The sequence below is a fragment of the Candidatus Kapaibacterium sp. genome (genome assembly GCA_025059875.1).
Taxonomy (GTDB): Bacteria; Bacteroidota; Ignavibacteria; order Kapaibacteriales; family HRBIN21; genus HRBIN21.
Genome location: JANXCT010000001.1, coordinates 528,135 through 548,589 on the forward strand (window position 1 = coordinate 528,135; position 20,455 = coordinate 548,589).

At 60.9% G+C, this 20,455-nt stretch carries 16 protein-coding genes; 7 read left to right on the forward strand and 9 right to left on the reverse strand.

Translation table 11 applies throughout. The annotated features are described in order from the left end of the window. The first annotated feature begins 28 nt into the window (after positions 1–28). From nhaA to NZ960_02445, 7 genes are read left to right on the forward strand one after another with little or no spacing between them, the layout of a single operon-like run. Entirely contained in the window at positions 29–1,408 is a 1,380-nt protein-coding gene (gene nhaA / locus NZ960_02415) for a Na+/H+ antiporter NhaA (GenBank protein MCS7176469.1), read from the forward strand. Further along, positions 1,395–2,921, forward strand: a complete 1,527-nt coding sequence (locus NZ960_02420) for a flippase (GenBank protein ID MCS7176470.1) — start codon at positions 1,395–1,397, stop codon at positions 2,919–2,921. The genes nhaA and NZ960_02420 overlap by 14 nt, the downstream gene beginning before the upstream one ends. Next, complete coding sequence (locus tag NZ960_02425; protein ID MCS7176471.1) at positions 2,863–3,639, forward strand: class I SAM-dependent methyltransferase; 777 nt, start codon at positions 2,863–2,865, stop codon at positions 3,637–3,639. Before NZ960_02420 ends, NZ960_02425 begins: the two co-directional genes overlap by 59 nt. A 2-nt stretch (positions 3,640–3,641) precedes the next feature. Next, positions 3,642–4,709 (forward strand): GNAT family N-acetyltransferase, encoded by a 1,068-nt coding sequence (locus NZ960_02430; GenBank protein ID MCS7176472.1) that lies wholly within the window; start codon positions 3,642–3,644, stop codon positions 4,707–4,709. After that, complete coding sequence (locus NZ960_02435; protein MCS7176473.1) at positions 4,673–5,311, forward strand: GNAT family N-acetyltransferase; 639 nt, start codon at positions 4,673–4,675, stop codon at positions 5,309–5,311. Before NZ960_02430 ends, NZ960_02435 begins: the two co-directional genes overlap by 37 nt. Beyond that, positions 5,301–6,317 carry a hypothetical protein gene (locus tag NZ960_02440; GenBank protein ID MCS7176474.1) on the forward strand — a complete coding sequence of 339 codons (1,017 nt, stop codon included), beginning with the start codon at positions 5,301–5,303 and terminating at the stop codon, positions 6,315–6,317. The genes NZ960_02435 and NZ960_02440 overlap by 11 nt, the downstream gene beginning before the upstream one ends. A 3-nt stretch (positions 6,318–6,320) precedes the next feature. Further along, the gene (locus NZ960_02445; GenBank protein ID MCS7176475.1) at positions 6,321–8,276 is read left to right on the forward strand and encodes a TonB-dependent receptor; all 1,956 of its coding nucleotides are present in this window, start codon (positions 6,321–6,323) and stop codon (positions 8,274–8,276) included. Here the strand turns inward: NZ960_02445 and NZ960_02450 are convergent. The 9 genes from NZ960_02450 to NZ960_02490 all read right to left on the reverse strand — a co-directional run bounded on the left by NZ960_02450 (position 8,243) and on the right by NZ960_02490 (position 20,451). After that, complete coding sequence (locus tag NZ960_02450; GenBank protein MCS7176476.1) at positions 8,243–10,471, reverse strand: hypothetical protein; 2,229 nt, start codon at positions 10,469–10,471, stop codon at positions 8,243–8,245. The two genes, NZ960_02445 and NZ960_02450, sit on opposite strands and share 34 nt — an antisense overlap. After that, positions 10,411–12,537, reverse strand: a complete 2,127-nt coding sequence (locus NZ960_02455; GenBank protein ID MCS7176477.1) for a sodium:solute symporter family protein — start codon at positions 12,535–12,537, stop codon at positions 10,411–10,413. Before NZ960_02455 ends, NZ960_02450 begins: the two co-directional genes overlap by 61 nt. After that, positions 12,516–13,556: a ribosome small subunit-dependent GTPase A gene (gene rsgA / locus NZ960_02460; protein ID MCS7176478.1), complete on the reverse strand. Its 1,041-nt coding sequence runs from the start codon at positions 13,554–13,556 to the stop codon at positions 12,516–12,518. Before rsgA ends, NZ960_02455 begins: the two co-directional genes overlap by 22 nt. Positions 13,557–13,565: 9 nt before the next feature. Beyond that, on the reverse strand, positions 13,566–14,291 hold the full coding sequence (locus tag NZ960_02465) for a LysE family transporter (protein MCS7176479.1): 726 nt from the start codon (positions 14,289–14,291) through the stop codon (positions 13,566–13,568). Positions 14,292–14,343: 52 nt separating this feature from the next. Further along, the gene (locus tag NZ960_02470; protein ID MCS7176480.1) at positions 14,344–16,023 is read right to left on the reverse strand and encodes a DUF4397 domain-containing protein; all 1,680 of its coding nucleotides are present in this window, start codon (positions 16,021–16,023) and stop codon (positions 14,344–14,346) included. Positions 16,024–16,203: 180 nt separating this feature from the next. Beyond that, positions 16,204–16,332 (reverse strand): hypothetical protein, encoded by a 129-nt coding sequence (locus tag NZ960_02475; protein ID MCS7176481.1) that lies wholly within the window; start codon positions 16,330–16,332, stop codon positions 16,204–16,206. A 128-nt stretch (positions 16,333–16,460) separates the two neighbouring features. Continuing rightward, positions 16,461–16,607, reverse strand: a complete 147-nt coding sequence (locus NZ960_02480) for a hypothetical protein (GenBank protein MCS7176482.1) — start codon at positions 16,605–16,607, stop codon at positions 16,461–16,463. A gap of 154 nt (positions 16,608–16,761) precedes the next feature. Next, positions 16,762–20,208 carry a hypothetical protein gene (locus NZ960_02485; protein ID MCS7176483.1) on the reverse strand — a complete coding sequence of 1,149 codons (3,447 nt, stop codon included), beginning with the start codon at positions 20,206–20,208 and terminating at the stop codon, positions 16,762–16,764. Between the two features lie 66 nt (positions 20,209–20,274). After that, positions 20,275–20,451, reverse strand: coding sequence for a hypothetical protein (locus tag NZ960_02490; protein ID MCS7176484.1), 177 nt, complete (start codon positions 20,449–20,451; stop codon positions 20,275–20,277). Positions 20,452–20,455 lie beyond the last annotated feature (4 nt).

A 20,455-nucleotide genomic window follows, 5' to 3' on the forward strand; every position in this document is an offset into this window, starting at 1 on the left:
TTGGGGAGTGTACTAAGGGGTGCAAACGATGCGAGTGGAGTTATTGGAGCGGTACTACGCCTGCGAGCTGACCCCAGTAGAGCGCTTCCAGCATGTGGTACGCTCGCTACTAGAGCGCCCTTATGTGGCAGGCATCGTGCTCGTGCTGTGCACGATCATCGCACTCGCGTGGGCCAATAGTCCTTGGGGAGACACATATGCGGCGCTCTTTTACACCCACTTCGTTGTGGGCTACGGTGACATAGCGCTCTCAAAGCCGCTGGTGTTCTGGATCAACGACGGCTTGATGGCAATCTTCTTCTTCCTCGTGGGGCTCGAGGTGAAGCGGGAGATTCTGGAGGGGGAGCTCTCGACTTGGCAGAAGGCCGCGCTACCAGTCGTTGCCGCGATTGGTGGAATGCTCTTTCCAGCCCTGATCTTCACTGCATTCAATTACGGGCAACCAACTCTACGTGGGTGGGCAATTCCCGCCGCTACAGACATTGCCTTCGCCGTAGGGATTCTCTCCCTTTTGGGGCATCGAGTCCCGCATAGTTTGAGGATCTTCCTGCTGAGCTTAGCAATTGCTGATGATATCGGAGCTGTACTCATCATCGCCGCGTTCTACACAGCGGACTTGTCGTTTGGTGCGTTAGCGGTCGGTGCGGTGGGATTAGGGGTGCTATGGGGGTTCAACCGGCTGCGGATTTACAACCTCGCCGTGTATGCCGTAGTTGGTGTGGTGATCTGGATGGCCTTCCTGAAGTCGGGTGTCCATCCGACAGTGGCAGGAGTTTTGACGGCGCTGACAGTTCCCCTCCAACCCCGGATGCCATGGGAGCGGTTCTGGAGGGGGACTCTCCAGTTGTTGTCTGAGTCCACCTATCAGGATGGGATGCCGAAGACGTACGTCATGACGCTCGTTGAGCACGTAGAGCGGGCGAGCATTCAGGCGATGTCCCCTCTGCAGCGTGCTATCCATGGGCTGCATATGTGGGTGACGTACGCCATCATGCCGCTGTTCGCGTTAGCGAATGCGGGGGTAAGGGTGGAGGTAGAACAGATTGGGATGCTGCTGGCTTCGCCGGTGCTCTGGGGTGTTGCGTTGGGGCTCTTCTTAGGCAAGCAGCTTGGTGTCTTCGGGTTTTCCTATCTCCTGACTCGCTTGGGGGTAGCGAAGCTTCCTACGGGGGTACGATGGAGCCACGTGTATGGAGTGTCGCTCTTGGCAGGGATTGGCTTTACGATGGCGCTGTTCATTGCTGGACTGGCCTACGGGGATTCGCTGCTGACCTTAGATGAGGCAAAGCTTGGGGTATTACTCGGCTCAGCACTCTCAGCGGTTGTCGGTACGGCTGTACTCTGGCGTGTGCTCCCGCGTCTGGAGGCAATCCAGGGAGAGGGCGCGCTAGAGAATGCAGTCAAGTGAGGAACGCAAGGCCGAAAGTTCTCGGGAGCAGTCTGCCGAGCACCTCTACCGGATCGTGCGGAATGCGGCGATTGCCGGCGGGGGCAACCTCTTTGGGCAGTTGCTAGGGCCTGTGATTGGGGTCATCACGACTCGGGCTTTGGGGGCGGAGCTCTATGGTCTGTACTCCCTACTGGTCCAGTGGGGTGCGTTGTTAGCAGAAGTCGTCAAGACAGGGTGGGCAGCGGCGATCGTACGGTTTGTCGGCGTCTATCGAGCGCAGGGGTGTCTTGAGTGGCTTAAAGGGGCAGTGTGGGTAGGGATTGGCTGGGTGGGGCTCATTGGCACGGTCGTCGTTGGGGTCGTCATCGCTGCGGCAGAGCCGCTGAGTTCTCTTCTGATGCCGAACCACCTGCAGGCAGCGGGAGCGTTGCGGTTCTATGCTCCTGCTGTCTTGCTGACGGCGCTCTACGGCATCACGCTGGCTGTACTCACGGGCTTCCAGCAGCAGCGGCTGGTACAGCTCAGTTATGCTGTCGTCGGCAACATTACCAAGCTGCTCGCGCTGCTGGTGTTCCTCGGGATGGGGTGGGGGATATACGCTGCTTTGGGGGCAAGTCTGCTGCAGGATGCTGTGGTGTTGGGGGTAAGCCTACTGTTCGTGCTGCGGGTCTTCCCGGAGCTACGCTTGCCGCAGGTTCGGCCGCGGGTAGCCTGGCGGGAGTTGCTCAGGTACGCTGCGACACTGCTGGCGACTAGCCTACTCTACCGGTACACGTTCCAACTGGACATCCTCGTACTAGGGCTCTTTCGGACGGCAGCAGAAGTCGGAATGTATGCAGCCGCGGTCCGTCTCCAGCCGCTCTTGGCATTGCCGACGTATGCGCTTGGGGAGACGTTCAACCCTGTGGTTGCGGGGCTCTATGCCCGTGGGGAGCGGGAGCAATTGCGGATCGTCTATAGCACTGTGGTCCGGTGGTCTCTCTTGCTGACGTTTCCGCTTGTGCTGCCCTGCGCTATCGTGCCCTCGGCGGTGTTGAGCGTGTTTGGAGCGGAATTCCAAGCAGCAGCGGCAATACTCCCGTTGCTCAGTGTGGGAACCTGGATCGGGGCTGCCTTCGGGGTTGCCGGTTATGTGCTGAATATGGCAGGTAAACCGCAGGTAAACCTGCTCAACGGCGTCATTACGGCTGTGCTCAATGTAGCGCTCTTCTGGTTCCTCATCCCTCCACTGGGGATGTGGGGAGCAGCGCTGACGTATGCGCTCGTCAATGTGGGGATGGCATTCATACGGGTGGGGCAGGTGTGGTGGATTCTGCGGCTCCATCCCTGCGAGGGGCTGCTTGGGCGGGCGGCAGCCGTTGTGGCGCTGGCTTTAGGTGCCGCCCTCCTCGGGAGCTCTGTAGAGCCCTGGCTGGGGGCTCTCCTAGGACTGGCTATTTTTGGGGTCATGGTTCGGATTGGGCTGGGCCCCTATGACCGAGCAGTTTGGGAGCAGTGGCGGGCTCGACGTGAATCCAGAGCAAGTGATTGAGGTCCGCTTCCGTGACCAGATGGCGGCGCAGTATGCCGCCCTCGTAGCCCAGCGGGGGGCGTACTGGTGGTATGCTGTGCGGTGCTTCCTGCTACACCGAATGGGGCTACAGCGGGGCGGATGGCTCTACGATGCCGGATGCGGGGTCGGACTCTACTCCCTGGCGATTGCCCAGCAATTTCCGTTTGTTCGTATCTTCGCTGTGGATTTTTCCGCTGAAAGCCTCCGCCTTCTGGAGGCTGCAGCCCGTGAGAGCGGAGTAGGGGAGCGGATTGTGTGCATCCAGGCTGACATCACCCGTTGGGTGCCCCCGCACCCTGTCCGGTGGGTGCTCTGTACGGAAGTTCTGCAGCACATTCCGACGGAGTCGCTGCGGCTGCAGGCTCTGTATCGCTTTGCAGAAAGCCTCCTGGCCGATGGAGAGCTGTGGCTCTTAGTGGCCCGCTATACGCTCCGAGACCGGTGGCGGGGAATCCCAAAATGCAGTGACGAGCGAGACCGTGGCGGTTCCTTCCGAATGCGCTTCACGCCCGAGGAGTTGCGCTGCCTCCTTTGGAGGGCAGGGTTCTCCTCGGTACGCCTCTTTGGGGCCCCTGTCCCGCCAAGTCGCGTGGGGAATCGTCTACCCCTGACCCTCTGGAAGGTAGCTTGGGGAGTGCAAGCGGTGCCGTGGAGCTACGCGTTGGGGCGTGTCATGCTTGCTCGGGCTTGCCGCTAGCGATGAAGCTGGAGGCCGTCGGGCTTGATGAGTTCAGGGCCTTACGGGAGGAGTGGAATGCCTTGGTGGCGCGCTCTGGGAGCAATACCCCGTTCCTCCGCCACGAGTGGCTCTGCGCTGTTGCAGAGACGCTCGCTGCTCCAGGATGGACGCCACTCATCCTACGCCTGCAGGATGGGAAGCAGAGCTTAGGCTACGTTCCACTGGTGCAGGTGAAGAGCCCAACCCGCTTTGCCATTCGGATGTCCCGACTTCACTTTCTAGGGGTGCAGTTGACAGAATTCGCCGATTTCGTCCTTCCGGCAGAGGAACAGGAGGTAGTAGAGGCAGCACTCTCCGCATTGCAGCAGTGGCATGGATGGGTAGAGTTTGTCGGGCACTACATCAGCGAGACTTCTCCGCGGATAGGTACCTACGCTAGGCTGGCCCAGCGATGGCCTGGGGGAGAGCTGGTTCCGTACGAGCCTTGCTGGTACATCCGAATTGCTGGGCGTACGTGGGAGGAGTACCTCTGCGAGGAGGCGGGGCGTGAGTTCGTCATCCGTGGGGTACAGCGCCGGGCTGCGGTGTACGAGCAGCTCGACTGGAGCGTTGAGGAGCTAAGAGTCCCATCGGCAGAGATCATCGGCGACGTCGTCCGACTCCATGCCGCTTCACAACGTCGGAAGGGCCGGACGTCCTTGTTCATATCTGACCGGCGCTATCGGGACTTCTTGGAGCGGATTCTTGCTGAGAGTGCTCGGTTGGGATGGCTCCGTGTGTTCGTGCTCTGGATTGAGCAGCAAACGGCGGCCTTCATTCTGGGCTTCCTGTACGGCGGGGTCTTCTACTGGTGGCTGCAGGGGTTTGATCCCAAGTACGAGCGACTAGCGCCGACGAAGGTGCTCTTGTGGCATGTCCTGCAGCGTGCCTTCAGCGAGCAGTGGCAGGAGTTCAACTTCATGGGGGGCGGCACGGAGTACAAGCGGCACTGGGCAAAACGATGGCGTCAGTTCTACCGTCTTCGGCTACCGAGGTGGCGCGGTCTGGCCCGATGGCTCAACCTTTGGCGGTTCCGGCGTCGGTGGTAGGATGGCTGCGAGGTGTGCGGCGGCTGTTGCGTGCTTATCGCCGTCAGCTGTTCTCGCGTGAAAGCTTCCTATGGTTGCAGCTATCACTTGCTGAGGTCCCTCGGCGGGCGGGGATGCCTGAGGGGATAAGGGTCTACACGTTCGACGAGCGCTGGGCCTTTTTGGATGCCCTACCGCAGGAGTTGGCCGAGCGATTAGAGAAGCTCTGGGTTGCTCTACCGAGATCGCTCGTCTTTGCTCACGCAGTCGAAGGGACGCCAGTAGCTTACTACTGCTTCGCGAGCAATGGGCTCCTGTGGGTAGAGGAGCTGGGAGTGCAGCGGTACTTTGCTCCGGACGAGGCGTACGTGCACACGTGCTACACCCTGCCACCATACCGGGGCAGGGGGCTGCACAGCCGGACGATTGCGGCTGCTTGTGGATGGCTAGCCTGCCACGGCTTCCGGCAAGCGTATGCATTGGTGGGAGAGCGGAATCTCCCGTCGTTGCGCGGTTTCCAGCGGGCAGGGTTTGCTAGTGTCAGCCGCGTTGTCACCTGGCGGCTGGGGGGGTATTTGGTGCGTGTCCGTTCTGGTAGAGGGATCTGGTGGGATGGTAGCTAAGCGGATGCAGGAGGCACGGCGCTTTCTGGCAATCACTGTGGATACGGAGTGCGACAAAGGACCGGGGTGGCGAACACAGCGCCCGATCCGGTGCCGCAATGTGGTGGAGGATATACCACGGTATTTCCATGAGCCCTTCTGGCACTTAGGTGTGCGGCCAACGTACCTACTGAGCCCAGAGGTCATCCGGGATGCGGAAGCATCGGAGGTGCTGCGTGGACTTCCTGGGGCACCGGAGTTGGGAACCCATCTCCACGGAGAATACGTAGAGCCCGAGCTGCAGTGGGATGCTGAGGGCACGTACACGATGCAGTGCACCTATCCGGCTGAGCTGGAGTGGGCAAAGCTTCGACGCTTGACAGAGCTCTTCCAGGAGCGTTTTGGGGTAGCTCCTCGGAGCTTCCGCGCAGGGCGCTACGGCATCGCTGCTCGTACCATCCCGATGCTGGCAGCACTGGGCTACACCGTTGACAGCAGCGTCACCCCGTACAAGTGGTGGGCTCCAGAAGTCCGCTTTATGACGGCTCCGCCGTTTCCATACTACCCTTCGCCACACGACATCTCAGAGCCGAGCCCGGAGGGGCAAGTCTTGGAAGTGCCAGTGAGCGTCTTACCGGGGATTTGGGACAAGATACCGGCAGCATGGCGGAAGCACTTCAATCCGTACCATCCGGTCGTAGCATGGCTATGGCGGCGGTGGAATCGCTACGTCTGGGATATGCGGCCCCGGCTCTTCTATGCTGCCTTCACACCGTTGCGGGACCTCTTGAGGACGGTGCAGTGGTATGTCCAACTGGCTGAACGTAGCGGACATGACGTCGTGCTTGTGATGACGCTCCATAGCTGTGAGCTCCGACCGGGTGCAAACCCGTACTTCACCACGCGGCAGCAGTGCCAGCTCTTCGTTGATAGGATGTTGCGGGTCACCAACTACGCTCTTCGGTGTGGCTTCGTCCCTGCGACGCTAGCAGAGATTGCCAGCCAGGTGCAGGCCTGGACAGGATAGCAGATGCGGGGCGAGAGCAGCCTACTGTGGCTCTGCTGCCTATGGAGTAGCGTGGCTGGGGTGGTTTCCCAGGACACCATACGTGTTGACACGGCTCGATACCGATTCCCGCCGTTCGCTGTGGAGGCACAGCGCCCTGCAGCCGAGCAGCTCGTGGCGGTGCCGATAACTGCCGTGTCGGCTCGAGAAATTGCCCGGCAGATCGTCTGGCAGGGCGCTGAGGCTTTGGTGGGGCTCCCGGGGGTTTTCATCCGGGATTACGGCGGACTCGGTGGACTGAAGACTATCTCCGTCCGTGGGCTTGGGGCCACGCAGACACTGGTCTTGCTGGATGGCGTCCGCCTGAATACGGCGCTACACGGCGTCTACGACGTGGGGAATCTCCCTACGTCCTTCGCCGAAGAGCTCGTGCTCGTTGCTGGCGGAGCCTCTGCACTGGTGGGAGCGTATGCCGGTTCGGGGGTCGTCTCGGTGCACACACTTCCGAGACAACCGTTCCCTTACCTCCGGGCGCTCTTGGGGGTGGCCTCGTTTGGCGAGTGGCGGGCGGCATTCCAAGGGGTAGTGGCGGGGGAGACAGCGGTGACAAAGGTCGGGCTCCAGTATTTGAGGTCGCGCGGGGATTACCCCTTCCAGACCCACCAGTTCGGGGAGCTGCGGACGGAACGGCGGCAGAATGGGGACTACGAGGCATTGACGGGACTCTTCGCCGTGGAGCATTCGTTGCCCGATGTCCGAGCGTCGCTGCAAGGGTTCTGGCTACGCGCTCTCCGAGGGGTCCCAGGTGCGGTCGTCCAGGGCCGAATAGAGTTCGCCCAGGCCCGTTTGGAAGAGGCAGACGGCTTCGTTGCAGCTCGGTTCTCCCTGCCGCGGGTTGGACTGGAGTGGCTTTCGGCTGTACGGCATGGCTTCCTGCAGTATCGAGACCCTGAGGCGCGGGTTTGGGGGCCACGCGGGGCTTACGACGATGCGGTTGCCTGGGAGGCCGTCACGACGATCCGATGGCACAGGACGGTTCTGCCCCCGACGTCGGGCTGGCTCCAGGCTGAGCTCCGCCGAGAGATGGTTGAGGGAACGCTGCTGCGCCCGCAGGGACGGTCAGAAGCGAGGCGCTGGAGCGCTACGCTGGCAGCGTCGCTGCTTCAGCGTCTCTGGGGTGGCGAGCTCGTGACCGCTCTTCGCTGGGAGGCGTACCGGCAGTATGCTCCAGCATTCTGCCCGCTGGTAGGGCTGCAGTACGCTTGGCAGGCCCTTCGCCTGCGTGTCCAGTGGAGCCACAACTTCCGTCCCCCGAGCTTTGCTGAGCTGTACTACTTCAACTTCGGCTCCCCTGACCTACGGCCGGAGCGCACGGAGTCCTGGAACGTTGGGGTGGAGTGGGCTGTTGCCGACTGGATGAGGCTGCGGGCGGATGCCTTCACGATGTGGGTGCGGGACCAGATTGTGGCGGTTCCGAGGAGCCCTGTCTTCTGGAGTGCTCGGAATGTTGGGCTTGTCTGGAGCCGTGGCGTAGAGGTTGCTGCTTCTGTACAGGGCGGCAACTGGCTGCGGCTTGCGGCTCACATGACGTGGCAGCGTGTCACTGACCAGACCGACAATCCGTACACGCGTGGGCATCAGCTCCCGTACGTCCCGATGCTGCTGGGGGCAGCGAAGGCCGAACTGCTCTGGTCTCCTGTGGAAGTCACGCTCCAACTCTTGGTGACAGGGCAGCGCTGGAGCCAGCCGGATAATGCTCCGGAGAGCACCATGCCGCCATATGGGCTCCTAGACTGTGCCCTCAGCTATCAATGGCCTCTTGCAGCGGCGACCGCTACTTTCCGAGTAGCGTTGCGGAATGCAGGGGACGTGCGCTATGAAGTCATCCGGAACTACCCGTTGCCCGGCCGTTCCGTGCGGGCGGAAGTGGAGTTGCGTTGGTCGCCTCATGGGAAACTCCCTTCCCATGCACGCCATTGAAGGCGTGCCGTCCGCGGTGGACTGCCATCGAGCTGGAGAGGGAAGAGGTTGGGTGGAGCCTGGAAGAGTTGCCGGCCGTTCGCGGTGAGGAAGGTCCCGTAGGTGAAGCCACACTGGATACCGGTTGCGGTTTGCTGCAGGAAGGCGAAATCGGCGTCGGTAGCGAAGGTACCAAGGGCAAGTGTCCGGAGGCTGCTCTCGTACTGTGGGCGACGTCCGTCTCCGACGCTGCCGGCCCGAACGTCCCACAACGCCGTGAAGAGCCACGAGGTGTCGTCCTGGGTAAGTCGGACGCCGATTCCGGTTGGTAGCACGACGAGGCTGTCCTGACCAGGCGGCGGTGTCTGCATGGTCCGTGGGACTGGGAGGAGGCGGGTTGCACAGACAACGCGCTCTCCAGCCCTAAACCAGCCGCTCAGCCACCGGACATAGGCGACTGCTGGGATTCCATGACGTGGCAGCGATATCACGGTATCCCGCATCCCGGGCTGACCGAGTCCCAGCACTGCTAATCCCCATGCCGTGTTTCCCCGGAGGCCCGGAATGGAGTCCGTAGCCAGGAGGCACCATCCTCTTCCAGAACGGAGCACCGTTCCGCCGTGCCAGAACTGGGCGAGCGTAAAGGCGCCGTCCCGTAGGAACTGCACGATGTCTAGCACCAAGAGCTGGGCAGAGGAGCGCAGGAAGACCCAGAGCCGTTCCCATACGTACCCAGCCACTTCCTCTACCAGCCGGAGCCGTGCGTAGCTGAGGCTGCGGAAGTCCCAGACGTCCACCCGAGTGGTCTGGACGGGTCGGTGGGTGCCCGCATGGCGGAGGAACTCCCAGAGCGATTGCCCAGCAGAGGGCTTGGCTGCACGCACGATGAGGCGGTTGTGGAAGTATTCGGCCCGGTATGCCCCGTAAGGCCCTGAGGGGACGGCGTCCCGGTAGCCCGGCGGCGTCAGTAGCAAAGCCCCTTGGTGGAGGAACCAGGCAATGGAGAGCTCATCGGAGTGGCCGTGCGAGCCCTTCTCCTCTTCGATTGGCAGCGACTGTTGCAGAAAAGTCTGGGCCCTCCAGCCGAATGGGGGCGCATCACGGTAGTTGAGCAGAACGAACGTTGCCGCTGTGTCCCACCCTGTTCGGAAGACCAGCTTCTTGGACAAGGCGTCTTCGGACCACGATAGCGTGGGTTCCGGCGGGAGCGGTAGCAATGTGGTATCAGCCCATCGGGCAGCATCCCAGAGGATAAGGGCACGGTACGGCGGAAGCGGCGCTTGGGGCATGACCCAGCGGCGGAAGATCTGCAGCGCTGCCCAACGATACTGCGGCCTGCGGAGGCGAGTGGCCGCCCACTCAAACGCAGCAATGAATTCGGCAGCGTTCTCCCCGGGGGTTCGGGTGTCGCCGAAAGGGGCCACAGTGCCAAAGGGTGCCAGGAGCTGGAGTGCGGCTTCAACGTAGAGCGACACCTGTGGGAGGCGCCAGGTTGCGGAGTCGGTACACTCCCCGTAGAGTAGCAGCGCGTGCAGCCAGATGCCCCAGTAGAGCTGGGCATCCTCCAATAGCCAGCTCTGCTGGCTCTCTGCTACTAGGGTGCGGGCAGTAGTGCGCCAGAGGTGTGCCCGAGGTCGATCTGGACACGCCTGGGCCGCCAACTCTAGGCCGAGCGCCCGCAGAACGGCGCGGTTCATAGCACCGACTTCGGCGAAGTGGAGGGCATGGTCGGCGCTTTCGGCGATGAACTGTTGCATGTAGGCCTGCTGCGCTGCCGAGAGTGCTTCTCGAATGCGGAGATAGGCCCTGCAGAAGATGGGGAGAGCGAAGAAGCTCGTCACTGGCGGGACGCTGTGGGCGTACTGCGGTATGCGGTGTCGGAGCTCCTCAGGGTAGAGGCGTCGGAGTGTATCGTAGAGGACGAGCCACCGGAACGCCGTAAGAGCATAGGAAGGCTCGCGGGTCTGTTCGTAGAGGGCCGCTGCCAGTCCTGCTACGGCTACAGGCTCAATCGGAGGGTGGAACTCTTGGAACTCTCTGGGAGCAAAACCGGCACGCCAGCGGGCGATCTGGACTGGCAGTTGATGGAGAGCAGCCTGATAGCTCTGCCAGACTACCTCCTGGTACGTCGCCGCGGTGCTGCTCCACAGGAGCCCTACCGTCCCAAGGCAGCAAGCCCCCAGAGAGCTGCCAAGAGGAGTCCGACGACGAGCCATGCTCCACCGAATCCGAGGACATCTTCCCAAGATGGCTTCCCGATCTCCCATGCTGAACCTGGGAACAGCTTCTGTGCCTCCCATCGCTCAGGACGCTGGGCGGCGTCTTCCAGCGCTTGCCGATCTGCTTCCGGTGTTGGCTGGACGGGCACGCGGAGCCGGAGGAAGAACTGCCGCACAGCTGCATCGGAGGAAGGGCGGGTCAGGAGGCTGAAGAGGAACAGGAGCACGAACGGGAAGAGTGCGTCGAAGGCGAAACGGGCAGCGTTCAGCTCAGCTTTGCTCCACTGCTGCAAGTCCAGTCCGAACCACGATAGCACCCACAGCTCGGCATGGAAGCGCCCCTGTCCGATGCGGCGGGAGTTGGGATCGGCTGGATTCTCCTGGACGACGGTCTCAAAGAAGACTCCAGTCGGCGGGATGAGCACAGTCTGGGCAAGCCGCTCTCCAATCCGCTGTGCTCGCCCCTGCTGGACATCCTCTGCCGTTGCCGGACGGTGAACAACGGCGGTGCGTGCGGCCGTCTCCACTGTCAATGCCGGATGCGCTCGGGTCCAGGGGAGCACAGGGAAGAGGTGGGGGATGCCGATGTACAGCACCAGGCAGACGAGCACCTGGATGATCACCGCCGTTCGCGTCAGCCGTCGCCAGAGGAAGCCAAGCCAAATCGGGGCTCCGAAGATGGCCGGGAGGGTGATGAAGTACTTGAACAGGTCCAGCACGTTGTTGACCCAGATTGCGACACCAGCCGCGCCGAAGAGAGTGAGTAGCACCACGATTCGCCCGACGAGGACGTAGTGGCGCTCCGAGCGCTTCGGTACCAAGGGTGCGTAGAGGTTGCGCACGAAGAGAGCAGCGTAGGTGAGTGCGTTGGTGTCCATCGTTGACATATTCGCAGCTACCATCCCTATGAGCATCAGTCCCAGGAGGCCGGGGGCGAGGAACTCCCGCATGAGCAGCCCCCAGAGGAGCTCTGGATCGTGGATGCGGCCAGCGAAGAGCGCCGCTCCAATGAGTCCGACGAGGGCCCAGAAGAGCATGATCAGGCGCTTGGCGAACATGCCTCCGAGAAGCCCCAATCGCGCAGCCCGCTCATCTTGGGCTGAGCCAGCAATTGTCACTAGCGGAGCCGCCGCAATGATGGAGACAAGGTTCGCCACAGACATGGCGAGCACGGTGAGCGGACCGTAGTCCGTCAGCGTCGCCTCTCCAAACACGGCAAAGAAATGCTCGGGTAGCCGCTGACGGAGACCTGTAAAGCCGCCAACTGCAGCAAGTCCAGCAGGCACCAGGAGGACGGAGAAGGCGATGATGAGCAGCCCCTGCAGTACGTTCGTCCAAGCGGCAGCGGCAAATCCTCCGAGGAGCGTGTAGAGTGCAACAATAGCAGCAAACGAGAGGTAGATCGTGGATGGCTCTACCCACGAGATGACCCCTCGGAGTTGACCGCTCTCCGCTAGCTCGTGGAGCTCCTCTAAGCGCTGGCGTTCGGCCGCGGAGAGCTCCTCCAATGGCCGCTGGCGTAAGCGTTGATATTCCGTGAAGAGTTCCACCTGTCGGCGTTCTTCGGCCGTCCAAGCAGCCTCAGGCTTCAGCAGGAGCGCCGCTATCGTCTTGCCAGTGATGACGAAGCTCACGGCTCCGCCAACGATGGCCATCACGAGCGTAAATGAGGCAAAGAGGGCGGCCAGGAAAGGGCTTCGGAAGCGCTCGACGAAGAAGTCGCTGAGCGTCACAATCCGCGCCCGACGGTAGAGGGTGGCGATGAACCAGTAGAACGGGGTGAGGAAGAGCACCAGATACTGGATCCACATGCCGCCAAGACCCTGGCGGTAGACTTCACGGCTGATAGCGATGGCTTGGTCTGCATTCGTCGCATTGCCGAAGCTGAGGAAGAACTGGACTATCGTCCGGAGGCGACGCCCTGCCAAGAAGAATTCCTCCTGGCTCCGCTGCCGCCTCCTTAAGCGATATCCGATCCAGAGCACCGAGAAGATGTAGATGCCGATGACCAAGAGGTCCAACCAGTGAAGCCCAAGTAGCATCAGCGTCGTCCTCGACGCCACTCATACTCGTACTTAGGGAGGCTCTGCCACAGGCGGCAGTAGTGTTCATAACGCCATGCTGGTATCTCTCCCCGCTCAACAGCGGCTCGCACTGCGCACTGAGGTTCGTGGGTGTGACTGCAGGGCTGGTAGGTGCATTCCTGTGCCCATAGGGAGAAATCGTCGAAGTAGGCTGGCAGTTCGTCGCGCGTCAGTTCCCAGATTGTCAGGTCCTGAATACCTGGCGTGTCGACGATGTAACCGCCCTGAGGGAGCCGAAACATGCGCGCCATGGTGGTGACATGGCGACCGCGCTGCAGCTTGTGGCTGATTTTGCCAACGACTTGCTCTTCCATGCCCAGGAGCAGGTTCGTGAGCGTGGATTTGCCAACTCCGGAAGGACCTGAGAAGACGGAGATCTTGTCTTGAAGCACTTCTCTCAGGCGGTCAATTCCAGCCCCAGTTCGCGCACTGCAGAGGATGAGCTGCACACCAAGCCGTTCGCTGTAGTACCGTAGGTCCTCTGAGAGCTGTTCCAGCGAGCCCAGATCCAGCTTGTTGATGCAGAGAATTGGGGTTAGCTCGCCCCGCTGCGCGGCAATGAGGTAACGGTCAATGAGGAAGCGATCGTATCTCGGTTCGGCCGCAGCGTGGAGGATGACGAGCTGGTCAACGTTGCTGGTGATGACCTGTTCTTGTCCCTCGCGGCGGCGGTACCGGGTCAGCTTTGTACGGCGATTGTGGATGGAGACGATCATGCCCTGTGGCAGCCCACTAGGGGCTTGCTTGTCGGTGAGGATGAACTCTACGAGATCACCGACGGCAACGAGTGTTGAGTCTCCATGGTGCACCACGACGGTTCCGGCGATGCTACATTCCACTAGCGTCTCTGGTGCTTGTTCTGGCTCCACTAGCCACCATCGTCCTGTCCCCTCCATGACACGGCCCTGCTGTGGTGGGTGAGAGAGAGGCTTTTGCTTGACGGGTTTAATGGCGGTTCGGTGTCGGCCCTTTGAGTGCTCGTCCCATCGGGCTGCCATGGGGCGGCTCTAAAAGGCGGGGAGCAAGCGGAAGATGTCGTGCCACCGGGTTGTTGCCAGCACTCGAATTCCCAACATCGTGCCGACACCGATGAGGACGACTCCGACCAACCGGTAGAGGCGCTCCAATGCTTCCTGATTCAACCGCTGGCGAAAGTGGTGGATACCGGAAGCCAGAAGCTGTAGCCAGAGGAAGTTCCCCAATCCAAAGCCGAGGGCGAAAGCACCGATGCTCCAAGGGTCGCCTGGGGAGACAAGCCTGAACTCATGGGCCAGGAGGCCAACGTACGCCAGCGTAGAAGTGAAGGTAGGGCTGGCGATGTTCATGAGTGCCATGCCGGCGCCGACAAAGAACGCTCCGCGCTGCTGCAACGACCAGACGGCAGCCGGCGGTGCCGGAATAGCTCGAGGCCACGTAACCGGTCGAGGCTGCTGGAGTTGAATAACGCCGTAGACGACGATGACAGCAACGAACAGAAGCTGGAGCGAGAGTGAGAAGATGGGATGCGCTCCCAGGAAGTTCAGCATGTTGCTGATAGCACCCGTTGCAAGGAGGGCCACAAAGCAGAGCAGGGCATCCACCAAGCCTGCTCCAGCCGCAGTATGCAATCCAGCTTGGCGGCCTCGGAGCAGACTATTCTGCACAACGGTAATCGTTACTGGTCCAACAGCCGGTAACGCCACCAAGACTCCAACAACAACCCCAGCGAGGCTTGAGACGACCGCTGTGACCATCGACTACAGCTCCAGGCTATGGGGTACCTCGTGCATAGCGCTGGTTGCCGTCTCAGTAGACGAGCACCGTAGAGTGCCAGACTCGGGCCAGCGCAGGGGAGGCAATCCGACACAGGTAGACGCCTCTGGCCAATGAGGAGCCAAGTGGGAGAGCATGCCACCTCGCTCCCAGTTGGGGGAGCATCCACTCTGCAACACGCTCTCCGGTCGGAGAGAAGAGTTCAACTGAGGCAGTCGTAATTCCCTCTTGCGGTAAGGAGAGCCATAGATGCCCCTCACTGTAGCGTACTGTCGGTGAAAGGTTCGGTGAGCTCGGGACACTTGCTGGCGGGGTTAGGGGGATGACGGTGCCGTCGGGTAGGACTAGAATCGGCTGGAGGTCTGGACCGTTGCCATTGGCAGCTGGGTTGGCAAAGCCTGTGACGACCAGGACTGCAGCTCTGCCGTTGTGGGGTGAGAGGTTGAGGACGTATTCGGAAGGTAGCCCGCGGAGGGTGTCGGCAGAAGCTGGGAGCTCCCGATAGGGTGCAGTGCTAGCGAAGGATAGCCCTTCTGCAATGGTCTGTCCTCCAACTCTGAGGGTGACAGCTGGTGCATCGGTGACCGCGTGTACTGCACTGAGGGCAACTGTGCCAGGCGAGCTCTGAAGTTGGAGCGGGAAGGTGACAATCGTGAGGTCTGTTGGGCGACCTTCAGGGTTCGGAGCAAAGTTCTGTGGCGATAGGACACCGCAGACCACAGCGCCGATCTGCACACCGGAGGGGAGGATGACCGTGAAACTGCGCAGAGTGTCTCGGACGTCGCGGCTGTTGCTCGGGGCGAGACCTATTGTCAGTGGCCTCTCTGCAGGGAGCTCCATGACGGGTGTGGTGCTCCGGAAACCGAAGTCGTCGACTCGTGTCCCGTTGAGGTACACGTCCACAAGGCGGAGCTGTGGGTCTGGGCTAGCATGAATAATCTGGACCTGAGCCGTCGGGTTGGCCGCATCCAGCCGTTGGAATTCGATGATTGTACCGTCCAAGAAGACTGCATGGAGCCCTAAACTAGCCCCGTTCTGGTTGCGTGCTGGTTGGGCGAAGCCAGAGAGCACTAGGAGTCCGGAGCTCCCCTCAAAAGGGCGGAGGTCGCCACGGAAACGAGCTATAGGAGAGCCGTCCGAGCTCACGAGTTCCACTGTCAGCGTGTCGGCAGGCAGCAACCCTTGGACGATGGTGCCGTAGCTAGCGCTTCCAGTGTAGAGGGGCTGCCCGTTTCCCCTTAGAATGCGGAGTCGTGGGACATCGGTTGCAGCATGGGTGAAGGCAAGCCAGACACGATCTGTGTCACTCATGATGGGGACCTCTTGGATGAGGAGCCGTGCTGCTGTGCTGAGCCCATCAGGGTTTGGGGCAAACCGCTGGGGAACTCGGAGACCTAGGAAGACCAGGATGTAATCCCGTTCCGGCTGAGGGGCAAGGGTGATAGTGGCTACAGCATTCGATGCCCCAGTGCTACCTTCTGGCAGTACAGAGATACGGTATGACAAGCCTGGACCGGCTAGGACTTCCCTCCGAAAGCTGAGCTGACGGAAAGGCAGTCCAAGCTGCAGCCAGTCGCCGTCGTAGTAGACATCTACTCGCTCCAGCTCCGGATCTGCAGTGGCGTGCAGCACAGAGAAGCTGGCAATCTGGGCATATGCCGAGACTATAGCCACACTCGTCGCGATGCCAATCCACCCGATGCGCTGCAGCATGTGCGGCCTCACGGAGAGAGGTACGACTAACCGCGCTGCAAATTAAGAGACAGCCGGGATTGCTAGAACAGAGCTCGTCAGAGGTCTGCGAAGAAAGCAGGGAAAGGCGCGCGGGAGCGGCTCTTTGCCTCTACGCTGGGGGCGAGGTAGTACGTCGATTGATGTCGGTGGAGGGCCCCGTCAGGCTGGATGCTGGAACGCTCCTCGGCAAGAGGGGGAGTTGTAGATGAGGTCTCGCCAAAAGAGGCGTACGTACCGTTCTGTGCTGCTATCGGCAATTGAAGGGTACTGGAGTGTGGACAAGCTCATCTCCGGGCACTTTGCGCTTCTCTGGGAGGGCGCGAGTGAATGGCTTGGTGAAGCCCCTTGACGGCTAATCCTAGGTTTCCCGTCCCAGGTATAGCGGTAACCGTGCGCAAGGGTAGCGCTGGTCACCTTTAGCAGTTTGAGAAGCTTCGGGGGTCTGGTGCCCGCTCAGGTCTGGAGACCCGCTCTGGAGCTAGCGTTACGGCGTCATAGCCCTCGGAGGCGACGGTTGGCTTCAGCCCCATGCTCTCCGCAATCCGTAAGGGAATGCACTGCATCCGGCATATCGTCCACAGAGGACAGGAGCATAGCCAGGTTTGGTATGCGTGATGCGCTGTTCAGTGGTGGGATGTTCCTCGTTCGCTGTGGGAAGATGCCGTGCCGCGCGGTAGTCTGTGTTGGGACTTGCTGCGCAAGGTGCAGGTAGCACGGTCACGGCAGATAGATCAGGGGATGGCTCTCCAGGACTGTTCCATCGGCCCAAAGGAGGCAGTAGTAGGTACCAGCGCTAAGGTGTGCCAAGGGGATTTGCCAGGGATGGCCACAGAGGCGAGCAGCTTCGCCTTCTGCAATCCGCAGGAGCCGACGCCCAAGGGCGTCGTAGAGCTCGATCCGGACGTACCGAGGAAGCTGGTGGCCGCAGTGGAGCCAGACGTGGACGCCGTCACCCGTTGCTGGCTGCAGGGTGATGGTAAGGAGGCGGTCTGTGGGGATCGGAGAAGGTTTTCCTACAGAGGTAGGGATGTGGAAGCCGGCAATCTTGTAGATGTTGCCGGAGAAGTCTGTGACCCAAAAGCCTCGGTCAGTGGGATCGTACTCCACGCCTCTAGCATTGATGTTGGCCCCGCGGCGCGTGAATAGCGTTAGGCTGTCGGTCGGTCCTGCGGGCAGAGGGAGCGGAATCCGGAAGAGGTAAGAGGCCGCCAATGAACCGCCAGAGAAGTCCGTGACAACGTGGTAGAGCTCGTTGTCAGCTTCACTCACAGCGAGTCCGCGTGGTCCGCTAGGTAGCCGGGAAGGATTAGGATGAGTGGATTCTACAGCACCCGTTACAGGATTGACGACGTAGAGGCGCTGTTGCCCATCGCGCTCTGCGACGATTAGCTTGCTGTTGTAGAAGCAGAGTCCTGTTGGGTAGCTGGCAGGGCTAGGATACTGCCGCACTAGCCTGCCTGTGGTGTCCAAAACAAGGATGAGGCCAGAGCTTCCTTGGGCCGTGCTGTTGAGTTTGTGGACGTAGAGCAGTCCATTGGCTCGGTCTATGGTAAGGTCCGTGTAGAGGCTGTCTCCACCAGGGATGCGCACTTCCTTCTCCACTTGGAGAGTTGCTACGTTGAGCTTGTACAGGTATGGTGTGTAGAAGCTTGTCGTCCACAGGCCTCCACGCCCGTCGGAGGCAATACCATACGGGACATGCGCAGTGCTCGCATCGACCAGCACAGCGCCGCGATGTCGCTCCAGGAGTGTGAAGGTTGGGGTAATGCGTACTTGGCTGGGATCAGCCGTTGATGTGACCCGGACTCGCACCCAGATACTCGGGCGGTTGGGGGAGAGCCACCGTAAGGAGGTCGAAGTAACCCCGTCGGCAATGAGCTCCCAGCTGCGTCCATCGTCCAGAGAGAATTCTACCCGAACGGGTGGGGTGAAGCCGTACCAGGAGATAGTTACCGGCGAGCCGGCAACGAAAACCTCTCCGCCGGCTGGGGCTGTGATGGCTGGTTCGGCAATGGGTCCTGTCGGTAGCGGGATTTCCCACATGGAGCGGCCATGAGTGGCTGCCCGTAGGACTCGACGACGGTGGTGGATTGCCAGATCCACCACGGGCGAGCGTGGGAGCCCTACGCCATAGGGAAACCACGTCGCTCCCCCATCGAGGGAAGCAAACACCCCAATATCTGTGCCGACGAAGATGTGGCGTTCGTTGAGCGGGTCTATGACAATAGCGTTGACTGGGATATCGGGCAGCCCAGAACTAATGTCATGCCAGCTCTGCCCCCCATCAGTGCTGCGCCATACGTGGCCGCTACCAAACCCTGAGACGGTGACGTAGACTGTCTGGGGATCGGCCTCAGAGAGGGCAAAGTCCGTGACGAAGCGATTGGGAAGCCCGTTCCGTCCGACGTCAGTCCAGTTCTGGCCACCATCGGTCGTGCGCCAGACTTCTCCGCGCATGTTGCCGATGAAGATGACCGAGGGGTCAGCAGGTGAGATTCCGATCGCAGTTATGGAGGCGCTCATTGGCGGGGAGATAGGTTCCCAAGAGTCTCCGCCGTTATACGTAGCATAGAGGCGCCGCCGTCCGTGGTAGAGCGTCTGCGAGTTAGTGGGGTCCATCACGAGCGGGGCTGACCAGTAGCCAGGATCATTCGGGTCGATCCCACGGGTGATGCGCTGGAAGCTGCCAGTGGCTAGGTTCCGTTTCCAGAGATCACCGTTCGGGAATTCGCCGTAGAGGATGTCGGGATTGTCGTGGTCAACGACGACGAAGAAGCCGTCCCCGCCAGCTACCATGCTCCAGTTGCCCCCACGGTTCCCCAGAGTTCCGTTGTCTTGTGTCCCCCCGTAGTTGACGTCGTCTCGGGACTGGTCAATTGCCATCGCGTAGAACTGAGTGACGGCAAGCCCGTTGTTGATCGCCGTCCACGTCGCCCCAGCATCCGTGCTGCGGTACATGCCGCCGTCATTGCCAGCGTAGACGATGTTAGGATTGAGCGGGTTAAAGGCAGCAGCGTGCTGGTCTACGTGGACGTGTCCACCGGAGTAGCCGTGCGTGACGTTGGTCCAAGTAGTACCCCCATCAGTGGTGCGGTAGATGTCGATCCCACCTGCCAACACTATGTTGGGGTTGGTCGGGTGGATGACGACGTACGCATTGTACCATCCCTGACCGTTGAAGAAGCTTTCTTGGCCTTGGTAGACGAGCTGCCACTGGCGCCCGCGGTTGGTGGATTTGTAGATGGCCCCGATCCCACCGCTACCGTTCTGCTCCACGAGGGCATAGAGGATCTCCGGAGCTGAGGGTGCCTGCTGGACGCACACACGCCCGAGTGCGCTTGGTAGCCCGTTGCTCCGGAAGGTCCAGGTGATGCCGCCATCAGTGGAGTGATAGACGCCGCGGCCGGCGACACCGATGAAGAACTCCGCCGTGTCGTTGGGGTTGATGCTAATGTCGGTAACGCTGCCAACGAAGGTCCGGCTCCACGTCTGCCCAGCATCGGTAGAGCGCCAGAAGCCAGCGTAGTTCTTCGTTGCCCCAGCTACGATGAGGCGGGGATTGCGAGGATGCACCTCAATTTTGGAGAATGCTCCAACGTGCGTTAGACCAATCGGTGTCCAGCTTTCACCCCCATCAGTGGATTTGAAGATGCCAGCTCCGAAGTAGGAGTCAATGTTGTTGCTCATCTCGCCGGTAGCAGCGTAGATGATATTGGGTGCCGTTGGGTCGATGGCGAGGGCGCCAAATGAGAGTGAGTTCCCGTCGTCGAAGAGGGGCTGCCACGTCTGTCCGCCATCGGTGGTGCGCCAGATGCCTCCTGCTGCAGCGCCAATGTATACCCAGCCCTCCTTCGTTGGATGGTGAACGACAGTCCGGATGCGCCCGCCGATATGGAAAGGTCCGATCGGCTGCCAGCGAGGCTGGAGTGATTGGAAACCGACCTTGCCCATAGTCCGTTCCAAGGACCGGGCCTGTTCTAACGCCCTTAGCCGAGCCCCTTCTGGGATACGCTCGAACGGGTAAGCACGGGGAAAGCGGAAGGCCTCTTCACGTACACGCGGATTCTCTTTGCCGCGGATTTGCAGATACTCCTCAGTTGCACTACTCCCGGCGGGGAGTAGCAGGAGGCATACGAATGACAGCAAGCTGCACAGGTGTACCATAGTGGTTCGCACTGTTGTTGGTTCGCCACAAACTTAGCGTTTGTTAAAGGAAGTTCTGCAGTCAGCTCACAGTCGGACGAGCCGCTCGTAGATGAGCTTGAAGGCAGCGAAAGCAAGGAGGAGGAAGAGCAGGAGTCCAACCCACCACCCGTATTCCTCCCCGATGACGACGATCGCAATGGAGAGGAAGAAGACCGTGACGGAGGTTAGCAGGAAGATGCCTACCATGCGCAGCAGTTCCATTGCT

What these genes read in the sequence shown, in the direction of transcription:
- NZ960_02430 (MCS7176472.1), top strand. Translation starts at nt 3,642, where the DNA reads ATGAAGCTGGAGGCCGTCGGGCTTGATGAGTTCAGGGCCTTACGGGAG.
- NZ960_02465 (MCS7176479.1), bottom strand. Translation starts at nt 14,291, where the DNA reads ATGGTCACAGCGGTCGTCTCAAGCCTCGCTGGGGTTGTTGTTGGAGTC.
- NZ960_02480 (MCS7176482.1), bottom strand. Translation starts at nt 16,607, where the DNA reads ATGCAGTGCATTCCCTTACGGATTGCGGAGAGCATGGGGCTGAAGCCA.
- NZ960_02440 (MCS7176474.1), top strand. Translation starts at nt 5,301, where the DNA reads ATGGTAGCTAAGCGGATGCAGGAGGCACGGCGCTTTCTGGCAATCACT.
- NZ960_02445 (MCS7176475.1), top strand. Translation starts at nt 6,321, where the DNA reads ATGCGGGGCGAGAGCAGCCTACTGTGGCTCTGCTGCCTATGGAGTAGC.
- NZ960_02435 (MCS7176473.1), top strand. Translation starts at nt 4,673, where the DNA reads ATGGCTCAACCTTTGGCGGTTCCGGCGTCGGTGGTAGGATGGCTGCGA.
- NZ960_02450 (MCS7176476.1), bottom strand. Translation starts at nt 10,471, where the DNA reads ATGGCTCGTCGTCGGACTCCTCTTGGCAGCTCTCTGGGGGCTTGCTGC.
- nhaA (MCS7176469.1), top strand. Translation starts at nt 29, where the DNA reads ATGCGAGTGGAGTTATTGGAGCGGTACTACGCCTGCGAGCTGACCCCA.
- NZ960_02425 (MCS7176471.1), top strand. Translation starts at nt 2,863, where the DNA reads ATGACCGAGCAGTTTGGGAGCAGTGGCGGGCTCGACGTGAATCCAGAG.
- NZ960_02420 (MCS7176470.1), top strand. Translation starts at nt 1,395, where the DNA reads ATGCAGTCAAGTGAGGAACGCAAGGCCGAAAGTTCTCGGGAGCAGTCT.
- NZ960_02485 (MCS7176483.1), bottom strand. Translation starts at nt 20,208, where the DNA reads ATGGTACACCTGTGCAGCTTGCTGTCATTCGTATGCCTCCTGCTACTC.
- NZ960_02470 (MCS7176480.1), bottom strand. Translation starts at nt 16,023, where the DNA reads ATGCTGCAGCGCATCGGGTGGATTGGCATCGCGACGAGTGTGGCTATA.
- NZ960_02475 (MCS7176481.1), bottom strand. Translation starts at nt 16,332, where the DNA reads ATGAGCTTGTCCACACTCCAGTACCCTTCAATTGCCGATAGCAGCACA.
- rsgA (MCS7176478.1), bottom strand. Translation starts at nt 13,556, where the DNA reads ATGGCAGCCCGATGGGACGAGCACTCAAAGGGCCGACACCGAACCGCC.
- NZ960_02490 (MCS7176484.1), bottom strand. Translation starts at nt 20,451, where the DNA reads ATGGAACTGCTGCGCATGGTAGGCATCTTCCTGCTAACCTCCGTCACG.